General features: G+C 77.0%; 17 protein-coding genes. 13 read left to right on the forward strand and 4 right to left on the reverse strand.

Features of this window, described 5'->3' with window-relative positions; genetic code table 11:
• Positions 1–7 precede the first annotated feature (7 nt).
• Entirely contained in the window at positions 8–964 is a 957-nt protein-coding gene (locus ACI79O_RS10570) for a helix-turn-helix transcriptional regulator (protein ID WP_456914087.1), read from the reverse strand.
• A 106-nt stretch (positions 965–1,070) separates the two neighbouring features.
• Here ACI79O_RS10570 and ACI79O_RS10575 point away from each other — a divergent pair, with 106 nt between their 5' ends.
• The gene (locus tag ACI79O_RS10575) at positions 1,071–1,472 is read left to right on the forward strand and encodes a VOC family protein (protein WP_456888019.1); all 402 of its coding nucleotides are present in this window, start codon (positions 1,071–1,073) and stop codon (positions 1,470–1,472) included.
• A 5-nt stretch (positions 1,473–1,477) separates the two neighbouring features.
• Here the strand turns inward: ACI79O_RS10575 and ACI79O_RS10580 are convergent, their stop codons facing one another.
• Complete coding sequence (locus ACI79O_RS10580; protein WP_456914088.1) at positions 1,478–2,233, reverse strand: SDR family NAD(P)-dependent oxidoreductase; 756 nt, start codon at positions 2,231–2,233, stop codon at positions 1,478–1,480.
• Entirely contained in the window at positions 2,230–2,856 is a 627-nt protein-coding gene (locus tag ACI79O_RS10585; protein WP_456914089.1) for a nitroreductase family protein, read from the reverse strand. The genes ACI79O_RS10580 and ACI79O_RS10585 overlap by 4 nt, the downstream gene beginning before the upstream one ends.
• Before the next feature lie 58 nt (positions 2,857–2,914).
• On the opposite strand from ACI79O_RS10585, the gene priA reads away from it, so the two are divergent.
• Genes priA through hisF form a run of 3 tightly spaced genes read left to right on the forward strand, consistent with a single transcriptional unit; the run spans position 2,915 to position 4,823 of the window.
• Positions 2,915–3,649: a bifunctional 1-(5-phosphoribosyl)-5-((5-phosphoribosylamino)methylideneamino)imidazole-4-carboxamide isomerase/phosphoribosylanthranilate isomerase PriA gene (gene priA / locus ACI79O_RS10590; protein ID WP_456914090.1), complete on the forward strand. Its 735-nt coding sequence runs from the start codon at positions 2,915–2,917 to the stop codon at positions 3,647–3,649.
• Positions 3,646–4,032: a RidA family protein gene (locus tag ACI79O_RS10595; RefSeq protein ID WP_456914091.1), complete on the forward strand. Its 387-nt coding sequence runs from the start codon at positions 3,646–3,648 to the stop codon at positions 4,030–4,032. Before priA ends, ACI79O_RS10595 begins: the two co-directional genes overlap by 4 nt.
• Positions 4,029–4,823 carry an imidazole glycerol phosphate synthase subunit HisF gene (gene hisF, locus ACI79O_RS10600; protein WP_456888028.1) on the forward strand — a complete coding sequence of 265 codons (795 nt, stop codon included), beginning with the start codon at positions 4,029–4,031 and terminating at the stop codon, positions 4,821–4,823. Before ACI79O_RS10595 ends, hisF begins: the two co-directional genes overlap by 4 nt.
• On the opposite strand, the gene ACI79O_RS10605 is transcribed toward hisF, so the two are convergent.
• Positions 4,816–5,457, reverse strand: coding sequence for a TIGR03085 family metal-binding protein (locus ACI79O_RS10605; protein WP_456888029.1), 642 nt, complete (start codon positions 5,455–5,457; stop codon positions 4,816–4,818). The genes hisF and ACI79O_RS10605 overlap by 8 nt on opposite strands.
• A 111-nt stretch (positions 5,458–5,568) precedes the next feature.
• Between ACI79O_RS10605 and ACI79O_RS10610 the strand changes: the two genes are divergently transcribed.
• From ACI79O_RS10610 to ACI79O_RS10650, 9 genes are all read left to right on the forward strand, one after another.
• The gene (locus ACI79O_RS10610; protein ID WP_456888031.1) at positions 5,569–7,344 is read left to right on the forward strand and encodes an ABC transporter ATP-binding protein; all 1,776 of its coding nucleotides are present in this window, start codon (positions 5,569–5,571) and stop codon (positions 7,342–7,344) included.
• Positions 7,341–9,152, forward strand: a complete 1,812-nt coding sequence (locus tag ACI79O_RS10615) for an ABC transporter ATP-binding protein (protein ID WP_456914092.1) — start codon at positions 7,341–7,343, stop codon at positions 9,150–9,152. Before ACI79O_RS10610 ends, ACI79O_RS10615 begins: the two co-directional genes overlap by 4 nt.
• A gap of 39 nt (positions 9,153–9,191) precedes the next feature.
• Positions 9,192–9,599, forward strand: a complete 408-nt coding sequence (locus tag ACI79O_RS10620; protein WP_456888036.1) for a hypothetical protein — start codon at positions 9,192–9,194, stop codon at positions 9,597–9,599.
• 19 nt (positions 9,600–9,618) lie between these two features.
• On the forward strand, positions 9,619–10,143 hold the full coding sequence (locus tag ACI79O_RS10625) for a hypothetical protein (RefSeq protein ID WP_456888038.1): 525 nt from the start codon (positions 9,619–9,621) through the stop codon (positions 10,141–10,143).
• 10 nt (positions 10,144–10,153) lie between these two features.
• Positions 10,154–11,806, forward strand: a complete 1,653-nt coding sequence (locus ACI79O_RS10630; RefSeq protein ID WP_456888040.1) for an FAD-binding dehydrogenase — start codon at positions 10,154–10,156, stop codon at positions 11,804–11,806.
• Positions 11,803–12,462 (forward strand): hypothetical protein, encoded by a 660-nt coding sequence (locus tag ACI79O_RS10635; RefSeq protein WP_456914093.1) that lies wholly within the window; start codon positions 11,803–11,805, stop codon positions 12,460–12,462. The genes ACI79O_RS10630 and ACI79O_RS10635 overlap by 4 nt, the downstream gene beginning before the upstream one ends.
• Before the next feature lie 83 nt (positions 12,463–12,545).
• Positions 12,546–12,911 carry a phosphoribosyl-AMP cyclohydrolase gene (hisI, locus tag ACI79O_RS10640; RefSeq protein WP_456876024.1) on the forward strand — a complete coding sequence of 122 codons (366 nt, stop codon included), beginning with the start codon at positions 12,546–12,548 and terminating at the stop codon, positions 12,909–12,911.
• A complete protein-coding gene (locus ACI79O_RS10645) occupies positions 12,898–14,409 on the forward strand; it encodes an anthranilate synthase component I (RefSeq protein ID WP_456888043.1) in 1,512 nt (503 codons plus the stop codon). The genes hisI and ACI79O_RS10645 overlap by 14 nt, the downstream gene beginning before the upstream one ends.
• Entirely contained in the window at positions 14,406–15,038 is a 633-nt protein-coding gene (locus ACI79O_RS10650) for a Trp biosynthesis-associated membrane protein (protein WP_456914094.1), read from the forward strand. Before ACI79O_RS10645 ends, ACI79O_RS10650 begins: the two co-directional genes overlap by 4 nt.
• The last annotated feature ends 30 nt before the right edge of the window (positions 15,039–15,068 follow it).

A 15,068-nucleotide genomic window follows, 5' to 3' on the forward strand; every position in this document is an offset into this window, starting at 1 on the left:
GGGCACCTCAGTCCTCCGGCCCGGGCCCGTGGCGCCGGACCAGCTCCCCTCCGATGGCGGCCAGCTCGGCGCGCACCGCGGTCGGTTCCACCACCTCGACGGCCGCGCCGAAGCCGGCGAGCTGCTCGGCGACCGAGCGGACGGTGTGGGCGGCGACCCGCAGCTGCACGCACCCGTCGCCGTCCGGTCCGCCCACGACGGCGCAGTGCCGGCCGAACCGGTCGCCGAGCACCGCCGCCAGGTGGGCGGGCGCCCGCACGGTCGCCGTCACCAACGACCGGCGCCGCTCGACCTCACCGGCGACCTCGTCCCAGGCACGGGGCAGGTCGAGGTCCGCCGGCCGCTCGAACGCCGCGCCGGTCACGACCGGCGCGCCGATCCGGTCCACCCGGAAGGTGCGCCGACCGGCGGGGGTCCCCGCCACGAGGTACCAGGTGCCGTCCTTGTCCACGAGCCCCCACGGCTCGGCCCGCCGCCGGGTCGGGGCGGCTCCGCGGCCGGTGTAGTCGAACTCGACCACCCGCCGCCCGACGACGGCGTCCATCAGCAGCGCCACCTCCGGTCGCTCCCGTGCCCGCTCGCCCCAGCCGGCGGGGTCGACGACGACCGCCTCGGCGGCGGCCGCGGCGTCCGTGCGGAACGCGCCGGGCAGGGCCTGCAGCAGCTTGCGGAGCGCGGAACGGGCGGCGGGCGCGGCCGAGGAGGCCGGGCCGAGCAGCAGGAACAGCGCCCGGGCCTCCGGGCCGGTCAGCCCGCTCAGGTCGGTGCGGGCGCCACCGATCAGCCGCCATCCCCCGCCCCGGCCGGCCTGCGGGTAGACCGGGATCCCCGCGGCCGAGAGTGCCTCCAGGTCCCGCCGCGCGGTCGCCACCGAGACCTCCAGCTCCCGGGCGAGCGAGGCCGCGGTGACCCGGCCCCGGGCCTGCAGCAGCAGGAGGGCGGCGACGAGCCGGTCGGCGCGCATGCCGCCGAGGATGCCGCGGGAAGTGCTCAGGAGGTGAGCACTTCTCCCCGGAGCATGGGATCCAGCGGGACGCAGCGAGCGCCCCGACCGACGGAAGGACCCTCCCGTGCTCCGAGGCCTGGCCACCGTGACCCTGACCGCCGACGACGTGCCCGCCGCGGTGCGCTGGTACGCCGACGTGCTCGGCGTCGAGCCCTACTTCGTCCGCCCGGTCGAGGGGCCGCCGGCCTACGTCGAGTTCCGCGTCGGCGACGACGAGGACGAGCTCGGCATCATGGACGCCCGCTACGCGGCCTGGCCCGTGGGCCGGCCGGCCGGCGTCGTCGTCCACTGGCACGTCGACGACCTGCCCGCCGTCGTGCACCGGCTGGAGACCGTCGGCGCCACCGTCGTGCAGCCGCCGACCGTGCGCGGCGAGGGCTGGAGCACCGCCGTCGTCGCCGACCCGTTCGGCAACCTGCTCGGCCTCATCACCAGCCCGCACTGGGCGGCCGCCCACGGCGGCTGACCGGGTCAGCTGCGCAGGTAGGACGCCCCGTTGACGTCGACGATCGTCCCCGTGCTGAACCGCGCCTCCGGCGAGGCCAGCCACACCACCGCCGAGGCCACCTCCTCCGGGCGGGCGACCCGGCCGAACGGCGACTGCGCGCGCACGGCGTCCCCGCCGGGGCCGTCGAGCACCTCCCGCGCCATCTCGGTCTGCACGAAGCCCGGCGCCACGGCGGTGACCGAGATGCCCAGGGGCGCGAGCGCCAGCGCCATCGACTGGGCGAAGGCGTTCAGGCCCGCCTTCGACGCGCCGTAGGCCGGGTTGTCCGGCTCGCCCCGGAAGGCCCCGCGGCTGGACACGTTCACCACGGCACCCCCGCCGGCCGCGCGCAGGTGCGGGACCGCGCGGAAGGTGGCGTGGGCCGCCCCGGCCAGGTTCACCGCGAGCGTCTCGGCCCACACCCGCTGCCACTCCTCGTAGGAGGAGGTCAGCGGCGGGGAGGCGACGAACACGCCGGCGTTGTTCACCAGCACGTCCAGCCCGCCCAGGGCGCCGGCGGCGTCGTCGACCATCGCGCCCACCGCCGCGGCATCGGCCATGTCGGCCTGCACCAGCGCATGGCCGGAGCCGGTCAGCTCGGTGAGGACGGCCTCGGCCCGGTCCCGGGAGGCGCCGAAGTGGACGGCCACCCGGTCGCCGCACTCGGCGAAGGCGCGGGCGATCGCGCGGCCGATGCCGCGGGAGCCACCGGTCACGAGCACGGCACGGGAGGAGGTCACGGGCCGGGAGTCAACCAGCGGCCCCGGTGCACCACCTCGTCGAGCCCGCGCCGGCCGCGCCGCAGCGACGGCGAGCGCCGGTCCTCGGTGCCCGGGTACCCGACCGACACCACCCCGACCGGGCGGTGCGAGGGCGGCACGCCGAACGCGGCCCGGAAGGCGTCCACCCGCTCCGCGGGGACGCCGAACAGGCAGGCGCCGAGCCCCTCGTCGACGGCGGTCAGCAGCATCAGCAGCGCGGCCATCCCGGCGTCGACGTCCCAGTACGGCACCGGCCAGCGGGCAGCGACACTGGCAGGGTCCCGGTCGGTCCAGCCCTTGTCCGGCTCGGCGTAGCGGTCGAGGTAGGCGTCCTTCGACGACAGGGGTACCACCAGCAGCGGCGCCCGCCGCATCCGGGTCAGCCAGCCGTCCGGAGCGCCGGGACCCGCGGTCACCGACCAGAACAGCTCGCGGTCGGCGGCCGACTCGAGCACCAGGAACGCCCAGCCCTGGGTGAACCCGGCCGACGGCGCCCGGGTCGCGTGCTCGAGCAGCCGCTCCCGCACCTCGGGCGGCACCGGCCGGTCGGGGTCGTAGTCGCGCACCATGCGGCGCCTGCGGACGACGTCGGCGAACTCCACCCCCGCAGCCTGCCCCGGGTGGGGCAGGCCACGGCGCGTCGGTCCCTAGGCTGGGAGCGTGCCGACCCTCCAGTTGCTCCCCGCCGTCGACGTCGCCGACGGCCAGGCCGTCCGTCTCGTCCAGGGGGAGGCCGGCAGCGAGACCTCCTACGGCGACCCGCTCGACGCCGCCCTGCAGTGGCAGCGCGACGGCGCGAAGTGGGTGCACCTGGTCGACCTCGACGCCGCCTTCGGCCGGGGCAGCAACCGCGAGTTGCTGGCCCGCGTCGTCGGCGCGCTCGACGTCGACGTCGAGCTCTCCGGCGGCATCCGCGACGACGAGTCGCTGGCCGCGGCCCTGGCCACCGGCTGCCGCCGGGTCAACCTCGGCACCGCCGCGCTGGAGTCGCCCGAGTGGTGCGCCCGCGCCATCGCCGAGCACGGCGACCGCATCGCCGTCGGCCTCGACGTCCGCGGCACCCGGCTCGCCGCCCGCGGCTGGACCCGCGAGGGCGGCGAGCTCTTCGAGACCCTCGCCCGCCTCGACGCCGAGGGCTGCGCCCGGTACGTGGTCACCGACATCACCAAGGACGGCACGCTGCGCGGCCCCAACCTCGACCTGCTCCGCGACGTCTGCGCCGCCACGCCGAGGCCGGTCGTCGCCTCCGGCGGGGTCAGCTCGCTCGACGACGTCCGGGCGCTGGCCGGCCTCACCGCGGTGGGCGTCGAGGGCGCCATCGTCGGCAAGGCCCTCTACGCCGGCGCCTTCACCCTGCCCGAGGCGCTCGCGGTCACCCGGGAGGCCGCGGCGTGACCGTGCGGCGCATCGGCTCCGGCGGGCCCTGGGAGGAGCTCGTCGGCTACAGCCGCGTCGTCGTCGCCGGGCAGCAGGCGTGGGTCAGCGGCTGCACCGCGACCGTCGACGGCGCGGTCGTGCACCCCGGCGACGTGGCCGCGCAGGCCCGGGTCGCCTTCGGCGTGCTGGTCGACGCGCTGGAGAGCGCGGGCTTCACCGCCGCCGACGTCGTCCGCACCCGCATGTACGTCACCGACACCTCCCGCTGGGAGGAGGTCGCGCGGGTGCACGGCGAGGTCTTCGGCGCCGTCCGGCCGGCCAGCGCGATGGTCGGCGTGGCCGCCCTGCTGCACCCCGACATGCTCGTCGAGGTCGAGGCCGACGCGGTGCGGGTCCCGTGAGCCTCGCGGTCCGGGTGATCCCGTGCCTGGACGTCGACGCCGGCCGGGTGGTGAAGGGGGTCAACTTCGTCGGCCTGCGCGACGCCGGCGACCCGGTCGAGATGGCCCGCGTCTACGACGCCGAGGGCGCCGACGAGCTGACCTTCCTCGACATCACCGCGAGCTCCGGCGACCGGGAGACCACCTACGACGTCGTCCGGCGCACCGCGGAGAGCGTCTTCATCCCGCTCACCGTCGGCGGGGGCGTGCGCAGCCCCGACGACGTCGACCGGCTGCTGCGCGCCGGCGCGGACAAGGTCGCGGTCAACACCGCCGCCGTCGCCCGGCCCGAGCTGATCGGCGAGATCGCCGACCGCTTCGGCAACCAGGTGCTCGTGCTCTCCCTCGACGCCCGCCGGGTGCGCGACGGCGCGGTCACCGACTCCGGCTTCGAGATCACCACGCACGGCGGCCGCCGCGGCACCGGCCGGGACGCCGTCGAGTGGGTGGTCCAGGCCGCCGCGCTCGGCGTGGGCGAGGTGCTGCTCAACTCCATGGACGCCGACGGCACCCGCGCCGGCTTCGACACCGAGCTCATCCGCGCGGTGCGCCGCGAGGTGTCCGTGCCGGTCATCGCCAGCGGCGGCGCCGGCGCGGTCGAGCACTTCCCGCCCGCCGTGGAGGCCGGCGCCGACGCGGTGCTCGCCGCGAGCGTCTTCCACTTCGGCACCCTGCGCATCGGCGACGTCAAGGCCGCCCTGGCCGGCGCCGGCGTCCCGGTGCGGACGGCGTCGGACACGCCGCTCAGCTAGCCGGCGCCCCGTCCCGGACGGCGACCCGGGCGACGCCGCGGCGCCCGGCGGCCCACAGCAGCACCTCCAGCGGCTCGCCCTCGACGGTGGTGACCGCCGAGCCGGCGCGGATCCGCTTGCCCGGTCCGGGGACGTCGCTGCGCTGCAGCACCAGCCCGCCGGGGTAGCGCGGCGCGACGGCGCGGGCGAACAGCTGCGCCGCGGTCCACAGCCGGTCGGCGTCGGCCAGCGGGAGCGCCCGCGGCTCCCAGCCCGGCTGGGCGCGGCGCACGTCCTCGTGGTGGATCGCGAACTCGGCGCTGTCCACGAGCGCCGCCACCGGCGCCCAGCTCGTCGGCAGCCAGGCCGGCGGGCCCTGCCGGACGCGGGTCACCAGCTCCGGGTAGGGGGTCGAGGCGCGCAGCCGGTCCTCCAGCCGGGCCGAGTACGCGTGCGCCCGTTCGCCGACCGGGGTGCGCTCCAGCGCGTAGCCGGGCAGGGCGTCGGGCCGCCGGTCGCGGGTGACCAGGTGCGCCGCCAGGTGCGCCGTCGCCCACCCCTCGCAGCAGGTCGGGGCGTCGGGTCCGAGGTCGTCGAGCAGGTCGGCGAGGGCCGCGCGCTCGCGGGCGGCGAACGGGCGGGAAGCATCGGTCACCGCGGCGGGTTACCGACGGTGCGCTCCCCGGAAACCCGGCGGCCCCACCGTCGCCGATCGGTTAGCGTGACTAAGTACGCGGCAGGCCGCCGCCCGATCCCGAGGAGACCCGTGCCCCCCGCTCGAGACGCCGTCGTCCGGCGGGGACTGCGCCACGTCGGCCGCGCGATCGCCGAGCAGCCGGGCATGTTCACCCTCGCCGTCCTGGCCAGCAGCCTCTACGGCGCGATGACCGTGCTGTCGGCCTACGTGATCGGTGAGGTCACCGACCGGGTGGTGCTGCCGGCCTTCGACGAGGGCGACACCACCGCCGGCGCCCTGACCCTCGCGGTCGCGATCGTGCTGGCCGTCGCGCTGCTCAAGATCCTCGGCATCCTCGGCCGCCGGCTGTTCGCCGGGATCATGGCCTACCGGCTGCAGGCCGACTACCGCCGCCGGGTCACCGCCCAGTACCTGCGGCTGCCGCTGTCCTGGCACCAGCGCCACCCGACCGGCCAGCTGCTGTCCAACGCGAACTCCGACGTCGAGGCCGCCTGGTTCTTCGTCTCGCCGCTGCCCTTCGCCTGCGGCGCGCTGGTGATGATCGCCATCACCGTCGTCGCGCTCGTGGTCACCGACCCGCTGCTGGCCCTCGTCGGCCTGGTCGTCTTCCCGCTGGTCTTCGCCGTCAACGTCGTCTACTCGCAGGTGATGAGCCCGCGGATGCGCCGGGCCCAGCAGCTGCGCGCCGAGGTCAGCGAGATCGCGCACGAGAGCTTCGACGCGGGCCTGGTGGTCAAGACTCTCGGCCGCGAGGACGTCGAGAGCGCCCGGTTCACCCAGCGCGCCCTCGAGCTGCGCGACGGGCTGGTCGCCGTCGGCCGGGTGCGCGGGTTGTTCGACCCGCTGATGGAGGCGCTGCCCAACCTCGGCACCCTCGCCGTGCTGCTCGTCGGCGCCGGCCGGGTCGCCGGCGGCGGCACCGACCCCGGCGACCTGGTGAGCATCGCCTACCTGTTCACCCTCCTCGCCCTGCCCATCCGCGCGATCGGCTGGGTGCTCGCCGACCTGCCGCGCGCCCTGGCCGGCTTCGACCGCGTCACCCCGGTCCTCGACGCCACCGGGGAGACGCCGCACGGCGCCGAGACCGCCGTCCGCGGCGACGGCGGCGCGGGCCTGGCACTGCGGGCGGTCGACCACGCCTTCGACGGCGCGTCCCGGCCGGTGCTCTCCGGCGTCACCTTCGACGTCGCGGCCGGCAGCACGGTCGCCGTCGTCGGGCCGACCGGCTCGGGCAAGTCCACGCTGGCCGGGCTGCTCGTCCGGTTGGTCGACCCCGCCGACGGCGAGGTGCTCCTCGACGGGGTCGACCTGCGCCGGCTGCGCGAGGGCGAGGTCAGCGCCCAGGCCGCCTTCGTGCCGCAAGGCACCTTCCTCTTCGACGACACGGTGCGCGGCAACGTCACCCTGGGCGGCGACCAGACCGACGAGGAGGTCCGCGCCGCGCTGCGGGTGGCCGCCGCCGAGGAGTTCGTCGACCGGCTGCCCGAGGGCCTCGACACCCGGGTCGGCGAAAGGGGTGCCACCCTCTCGGGCGGCCAGCGGCAGCGGATCGCGCTGGCCCGCGCCGTCGTCCGCCGGCCCCGGCTGCTCGTCCTCGACGACGCCACCAGCGCCGTCGACCCCGCCGTCGAGGCCCGCATCCTCGACGCGCTGCGCTCGGCCGACCGCCCCTCGACCGTCGTCGTGGTCGCCTACCGGCAGGCCACCATCGCGCTGGCCGACGAGGTCGTCTGGCTCGAGGGCGGGCGGGTCACCGCGCGCGGCAGCCACGAGGAGCTGCTGGCCACCGTGCCCGGCTACGCCGCGCTCGTGCGGGCCTACTCGCAGGCGGAGGTGGCGGCGTGAGCGGGCCGGAGCGCGAGGGCGCCTTCGCCACCCTGGGGCGGGGGCTGCGCGCGATGCCGGAGTTCCGCCGCGGGCTGCCGGCCACCTTCGCCCTGGCGCTGGTCGCCACCGCCGGGCGCGTGGTCGTGCCGATCGCCGTCCAGCAGGTGGTCGACCGCGGCCTGCTCGCTCCCGGCGGGCCCGACCTCGACCTGGTCCGCACGCTGGTGCTCGTCTGCGCCGCCGTCGTGCTGCTCACCGGCGTGGCCGTCTACCGGATGAACGTGCGGCTGTTCCGCACCACCGAGACGGCGCTGGCCGGGCTGCGCTCGCGCGCCTTCCGGCACGTGCACGACCTGTCGGTGCTGCACCAGCAGGGGCAGCGCCGCGGCTCGCTGGTCTCCCGCGTCACCAGCGACGTCGACCAGCTGTCGACGTTCATGCAGTGGGGCGGCGTCCTCGGCGTGGTCAGCCTGGGCCAGCTGATCGTGGCCACCGCGGTCATGTTCGTCTACTCCTGGCAGCTCACCCTGCTGGTGCTGGTCTGCTTCGTGCCGCTGGGCTTCGCCGTCCGCTGGTTCGCCAAGCGGCTGGCCGTGGCCTACGGCGTGGTCCGCGAGCGGGTCGGCGACGTGCTGGCCGCCATCTCGGAGTCCGTCGTCGGCGCCCCGACCGTGCGCGCCTACGGCATCCGCGAGCGCACCGCCGCCCGGCTCGACCGGTCCATCGGCCGGCACTACCGCGCCCAGGTCGACGCCCAGAAGGTCACCGCGGCGGTGTTCGTCAGCGGCGAGTTCATCGCCGCGCTCGCCAACGCCGCGGTCGTGGTCGTCGGCGTGCTGCTCGGCCTGGCCGGCCAGATCAGCGCCGGCACGCTGATCGCCTTCCTGTTCCTCGTCACGCTGTTCGTCGCGCCGGTGCAGATGGCCAGCGAGGTCCTCAACGAGGCGCAGAACGCCCTCGCCGGGTTCCGCCGCGTGCTCGACGTCCTCGACACCGAGCCCGACGTCCGCGACCCCGCCGCCGACGGCACCGCCCTCGACCTGCCGCCCGGGCCGCTGGGCGTGCGGCTGGAGCACGTCGCCTTCCGCTACGCGGAGGGCGCGCGCCCCGCGCTGCAGGACGTCGACCTGACCCTGGCGCCGCGCCGCAGCTACGCCGTCGTCGGCGAGACCGGCTCCGGGAAGACGACGCTGGCCAAGCTGGTCACCCGGCTCATGGACCCCACCGAGGGGCGGGTGCTGCTCGGCTCGGACGCCGCCGGCTGGGTGCCGCTGACCGACGTCGCCTTCGCCTCGCTGCGCCGGCGGGTCGGCATGGTGCCCCAGGACGGCTTCCTGTTCGACGCGACCGTCGCCGACAACGTCCGCTACGGCCGGCCGGGCCTCACCGACGCCGAGGTGACGGCGGCCTTCGACGAGCTGGGCCTGGGCGACTGGCTCGCCGGCCTGCCCGACGGCGTCGCGACCTCGGTGGGCCAGCGCGGCGACTCGCTGTCGGCAGGGGAGCGGCAGCTGGTCGCCATCGCCCGCGCGCACGTCGCCGCGCCCGACCTGCTGGTCCTCGACGAGGCCACCAGCGCCGTCGACCCGGCCACCGAGCGGCGGCTCACCCACGCCCTCGACCGGCTCACCGAGGGACGGACGACGCTGACCATCGCCCACCGGCTCTCCACCGCCGAGCGGGCCGACGAGGTGCTCGTCGTCGACGCCGGACGGGTGGTGCAGCGCGGGTCGCACGCCGACCTGGTCGACGCCGTCGGGCCCTACGCCCGGCTGCACGCCTCGTGGCGCCGGTCCTCCGCCGCGGCGCCCGAGCGCGTCGGCTGATCCCCCGGGCGGGCGACGCTCCCTTCTAGGCTGCGCCGCATGAGGATCCCCGTGCCGGCCGTCGCCGCCGCCGTCCTCGCGGGACTGGGCGTGCTGCCGCTGGCGATCGTGGCGTTCCTGGTCTACGCGCTGGGCGGGCTGCAGGCCGACGCCGGACGCGAGTGGTTCACGCTGGTCCTGCTCGTCGTCCCGCCCTTCCTGCAGCTGTTCGCCCTCACCTGGTTCCTGCTCCGGCGCGGCCGGGTGCCCCTGGTGCTCTCGGCGCTGCTCGCGATCGGGGTGGCGGGGCTGGTCGTGGCCACCGCCCGGTCGGTCGGCGAGTCGGTGGGCGCGGGCCCGTTCGTCCTGGCGCTCTGCCCGGTGCTGGCCGCCGGGCTGGCGATGACCCCGGCCGTGGGCCGCTGGCTGGCCGAGGCGCGCGACGCCCGCCGTCGGCCCGCGGCCTGACCGGCCGGGTCCGCGCGGCATGCCGCCGTCCCCGTCCCGCCGCGCGGCGCCCCGGCGGTCTCCCCGGGCCGCGGCCGCGCCGTCGGCTCCCGCCCGGTCCCCGTCCCGGCCGGCGCGCGTCCGGCCGCTGACCGCGCCGTTCGCCGCGGTCTTCGGACTGCTGGTCGCCGCCGAGGACCTCTACCTCGCCTGGCTGCTGTGGGCGCCCGAACCGGGCTGGGACTGGTTCGTGCTCACCCCGGCCGGGCTGGCACTGCTCGCGGTGGTGGGCGCGGTCCTGGTGCTGCTCGGCCGGGGCCGGGGCTGGCTGGTGCTGACCCTCGCCGCCGTCCCGTCGGTCCTGCTGCTGCTCGGCGTCGCGTTCCTCTTCGGCGTCCTCGGGGACGGCCGGTCGGTCGGCTGGGCGCTGCTGCTCCTCGTCGGCCCGGTGGGCTGCCTGGTGCTCGCGGTGCGCCGCCCGATCCGGGACTGGACCCGCCCCCGGCGGGGGACACCGCCGCCGTCGGCGGCCCGTCCGCGCCGCGCCGGGCCCCGCGGCGGCTAGCGTGCCCGCCGTGGTCGAGACAGACGTCGTCGTGGTGGGGTCCGGGCTGGCCGGGTTGGTGGCGACCGCCGAGCTCGCCGACGCCGGCAAGCGGGTGGTGCTCCTGGAGCAGGAGCCGGAGGCGTCCTTCGGCGGGCAGGCCTGGTGGTCCTTCGGCGGGCTGTTCCTCGTCGACTCGCCCGAGCAGCGCCGGCTGCGGGTCCGCGACTCCCTGGAGCTGGCCCGCCAGGACTGGTTCGGCACCGCCGCCTTCGACCGCGCGGAGGACCACTGGCCGCGCCAGTGGGCCGAGGCCTACCTGCAGTTCGCCGCCGGCGAGAAGCGGGCCTGGCTGCGCGAGCAGGGCGTCGGCTTCTTCCCGATCGTCGGCTGGGCCGAGCGCGGCGGCTACACCGCCACCGGCCACGGCAACTCGGTGCCGCGCTTCCACATCGTCTGGGGCACCGGCCCGGGCATCGTCGAGCCCTTCGCCCGCCGGGTGCGCGCCGCCGCCGACCGCGGCCTGGTCGACCTGCGCTTCCGCCACCGGGTCACCGGGCTGGTCGTCACCGGCGGCGCGGTCACCGGCGTGCGCGGGGAGGTCCTCGAGCCCAGCGACGCCGCCCGCGGCGAGGACAGCTCCCGCACCGCCGTCGGCGACTTCGAGATCGCCGCGCAGGCCGTCGTCGTCACCTCCGGCGGCATCGGCGGCAACCACGACCTCGTGCGGAAGAACTGGCCGGCCCGGCTGGGCCCGGCGCCGCAGCGGCTGCTGTCGGGCGTGCCCGCACACGTCGACGGGCTGATGCTGGAGGCCACCGAGGCGGCCGGCGGCAACGTGGTCAACCGCGACCGGATGTGGCACTACACCGAGGGGATCGCCAACCACTCGCCGGTGTGGAGCCGGCACGGCATCCGCATCCTGCCCGGGCCCTCGTCGCTGTGGCTCGACGCCACCGGCACCCGGCTGCCGGTCCCGCTGTTCCCCGGCTTCGACACCCTGGGCACCCTCGCGCACATCGGGCAGACCGGCCACGAGCACACCTGGTTCATCGCCACCAAGAAGATCGTCGAGAAGGAGTTCGCCCTCTCCGGCTCCGAGCAGAACCCCGACCTGACCGGCAAGGACGTCCGGCTGCTGGTCAACCGCGTGAAGGCCGGCGTCTCCGCCCCGGTGCAGGCCTTCCTCGACCGCGGCGAGGACTTCGTCACCGCGACCACCCTGCCCGACCTGGTCGCCGGGATGAACCGGATCACCGGCGGCACCCCCGAGGTCGACCTGGCCACGGTCGAGCGCGAGGTCCTCGCCCGCGACCGCGCGGTGGCCAACGCCTTCACCAAGGACCTGCAGCTGACCGCGATCCGCGGCGCCCGCAACTACCTCGGCGACAAGCTCATCCGGGTCGCCCCGCCGCACCGGCTGCTCGACCCGCAGGCCGGGCCGCTGATCGCCGTCCGGCTCAACCTGCTGACCCGCAAGACCCTCGGCGGGCTCGAGACCGACCTGTCCGCCCGGGTGCTGCGGGCCGGCGGCGAGGTCTTCCCCGGCCTCTACGCCGCCGGCGAGGTCGCCGGCTTCGGCGGCGGCGGCGTGCACGGGTACCGGTCGCTGGAGGGCACCTTCCTCGGCGGCTGCCTGTTCTCCGGGCGGGTGGCCGGCCGGGCGCTGGCGGCGGCGCTGTGACCGCCCCCGGCAGCCCCTGGGCCGATCCCGCGACCGAGACCGAGCAGATGGTCTACACCGGGCCGCCGTCGTACGCGACCCCGCCGGTGCCCGGCGCCCTGCCACCCGGGTACGGCTGGCCGCCCCCGTCGGTGCCGTACTGGCCGACCCACGGCCTGCTCGCGCCGGCGCGCCCGCGGCGCCCCGGGCAGGTCGTGGCCGCCGCGGTCCTCGCGTTCGTGCAGGCCGCCCTCGTGGCCCTGACGTCGGCCTACCTGCTCCTGCTGGCCAGCACGCTGGGCCTGGTGTCCCCGGGGTTCGGCGGCGACGCGGACGCCGACTCCCTGGTCACCGAGGCCGTCGTCGTCACCGTCGTGCAGCTGCTGTCGGCGGTCGCGCTGGTCGTCGGCGGGGTGCTGGTGCTCAACCGGCGCAGCCGCGGGTCGTGGCTGACGCTGCTCGTCGCGCTCGCCGTCCAGCTCGCCCTCGCCCTGTACTGGCTGGTCCGGCTGGGCACCCTCGACGGCTTCACCGACGAGGTCGGCCCCGGCGCCGTGCTGGTCGCCGGGGTGCTGTTCTACGTCGCGGCTCCCGCGGTGGGCCTGGGCCTGCTGCTGGCCGGCGGCGTGCGCCGCTGGGCCGCCGACCCGGAGCCGGCCGCCGCGGGCGCCCGGTGACGGGCCGGCCCGGGTCGCGGCCCCGCAGGGCCGCGCGGGGCCGCTGACCCGGCCCGTCCCGCGGGCGGGGGAGAATCGCCGGCATGCCCGCCGTCGACTCCGCCCTCGACCCCGCCGTCGCCGCGCTGCTGCGCCGTGACCCCGCCGGGCTGGTGGCCGCCGTCGTCCAGCAGCACGACACCGGTGAGGTGCTCATGCTCGCCTGGATGGACGACGAGGCGCTGCGCCGCACGCTGACCACCGGCCGCGCCACCTACTGGTCGCGCAGCCGCCGGGAGCACTGGGTCAAGGGCGAGACCTCCGGGCACCGGCAGTGGGTCCGCGACGTGCGGCTGGACTGCGACGGCGACGCGCTGCTGGTGCTCGTCGACCAGGAGGGCCCGGCCTGCCACACCGGCACGCGCTCCTGCTTCTCCCGCGACCTGGAGGTGACCCGTGCGGCTCGGTGAGACCACCCCGTCCCGCGAGGACTTCCTCGCCGCCGACCAGCCGGTCGTGCCGGTCACCCGGCGGCTGCTGGCCGACGGCGAGACGGCGGTCGGGGTCTACCGCAAGCTCGCGGGCAACCGGCCGGGCACGGTGCTGCTGGAGTCCGCCGAGCAGGGCAAGCGGTGGTCGCGGTACAGCTTCGTCGGCGTGCGCAGCGCCGGTGTGCTCACCGAGCGCGACGGGCGCACCCTCTGGCTCGGCGACCGGCTGCCCGGCCTCACCGACGACCTGCCCGAGGACCCGCTGGCCGCCGCGCGCACGCTGGCCCGGCGACTGCGCTCGCCGCGCAGCCCCGACCTGCCCCGGCTCACCGGCGGGCTGGTCGGGTACCTCGGCTACGACGTGGTCCGGCGCCTGGAGCGGCTGCCCGCCACCGCCACCGACGACCTCGGCATGCCCGAGCTGGCGCTGACGCTGGTCACCGACCTGGCCGTGCTCGACCACACCGACGGCACGGTGCTGCTCATCGCCGACGCCTTCCGGCAGACCGCGGACGACCCCGCGGCGGCCTGGGACGACGCCGTCGCCCGCCTCGACGCGATGGCCGCCGACCTCACCAAGGCCGTGCCGCCGGGCGTGGCCACCTTCACCCCCGCCGGGCCGCCCCCGGTGCGCAGCACCATGGCGCCGGGGGAGTACGAGGCCGGGGTGGAGGCCGTCCGCGAGCACATCCGCGCCGGCGACGCCTTCCAGGTGGTGCTGGCCCAGCGGTTCGAGACCGACACCGACGTCGACGCGCTCGACCTCTACCGGGTGCTGCGGGCGACCAACCCCTCGCCGTACATGTACCTGCTGCGCTTCGCCGGCCGGGAGACGCCCTTCGACGTCGTCGGCTCCTCACCCGAGGCGCTGGTGACCGTCACCGGCGACCAGGCGGTCGTCCACCCGCCGGCCGGCACCCGCCCGCGCGGGGCCACCGAGGAGGAGGACCTGCGGCTGGCCGAGGGCCTGCTGGCCGACCCCAAGGAGCGCGCCGAGCACGTCATGCTCGTCGACCTGGCCCGCAACGACCTCGGCCGGGTGTGCGTCCCGGGCACGGTCGAGGTGCCCGACTTCATGCGCGTCGAGTACTACAGCCACGTCATGCACCTGGTCTCGACCGTCTCCGGCCAGGTCAGCCCCGACCGCGACGCGCTCGACGTCTTCGACGCGACCTTCCCGGCCGGCACCGTCTCCGGCGCCCCCAAGCCGCGGGCCATGGAGATCATCGAGTCGCTGGAGCCCACCCGGCGCGCGCTCTACGCCGGCACCGTGGGCTACGTCGACGCGAGCGGCGACATGGACATGGCCATCGCCATCCGCACCGCCGTGCTGCACCAGGGCCGGGCCTACGTGCAGGCCGGCGCCGGCATCGTCGCCGACAGCGACCCCGCGACCGAGGAGGCCGAGACCCGGCACAAGGCCCGGGCGGTGCTGTCGGCGATCGCGACCGCGGAGGGCATGCGGGAGGTGCGGTGAACCCGCGGCGGGAGCTCGGGACGGCGCTGGCCGGCTGCGCGCTCGCCGGGGCGCTGGCGCTGTCGGCCGGCGGGCAGACCTGGTCCACGGTCACCGTCACCCGCCGCCCGCCGCTGCCGCCGGTCACCGAGGCGCTGACCGGCGCCGCGCTCGCGCCGCTGGTCCCCGCCGCCGGCCTGCTGCTCCTCGCCGCGGGGGTCGCCGTCCTCGCCGTGCGGGGCGCGGCCCGGGCCGCCGTCGGCGCGCTCGTCGTCCTCGCCGGGGCGGCGCTGGCCTGGTCGGGCCTGCGGGTGCTCACCGGCGCCGCGGACACGGGGACGGCGGCACCGGGGGAGCGGCGCACCGCCGACCTGGCCGCGGCCTGGCCGGTGCTGTGCCTGGTCGCCGCGGCCGTCGCGCTCGCCGCCGGCGGGCTGGTCCTCGCCCGCGGACGGCGCTGGCCCGCGATGGGGCGACGCTACGAGCGCGCGCCGGGCACGGCCGTCCCTGCTCCGGCCCCGGCCCGCACCGACGAGGACCGGGCGCTCGACGCCTGGCGCGCGCTCGACCGCGGCGACGACCCGACCGACGACCCGGCCGACCACCCGGCCGACGACCCGGCGCCCGGCCCGCCGGGCCGTCATCGCTAGGGTGTGACGACCGTTCCGGCGGGGGCCGGG

The organism is Geodermatophilus sp. SYSU D00696, assembly GCF_054050235.1.

Excerpts from the sequence above, each read along its gene's own strand:
- hisI (WP_456876024.1), top strand. The coding sequence starts at position 12,546 with ATGCCCGCCGTCGACTCCGCCCTCGACCCCGCCGTCGCCGCGCTGCTG.
- ACI79O_RS10570 (WP_456914087.1), bottom strand. The coding sequence starts at position 964 with ATGCGCGCCGACCGGCTCGTCGCCGCCCTCCTGCTGCTGCAGGCCCGG.
- ACI79O_RS10620 (WP_456888036.1), top strand. The coding sequence starts at position 9,192 with ATGAGGATCCCCGTGCCGGCCGTCGCCGCCGCCGTCCTCGCGGGACTG.
- ACI79O_RS10625 (WP_456888038.1), top strand. The coding sequence starts at position 9,619 with ATGCCGCCGTCCCCGTCCCGCCGCGCGGCGCCCCGGCGGTCTCCCCGG.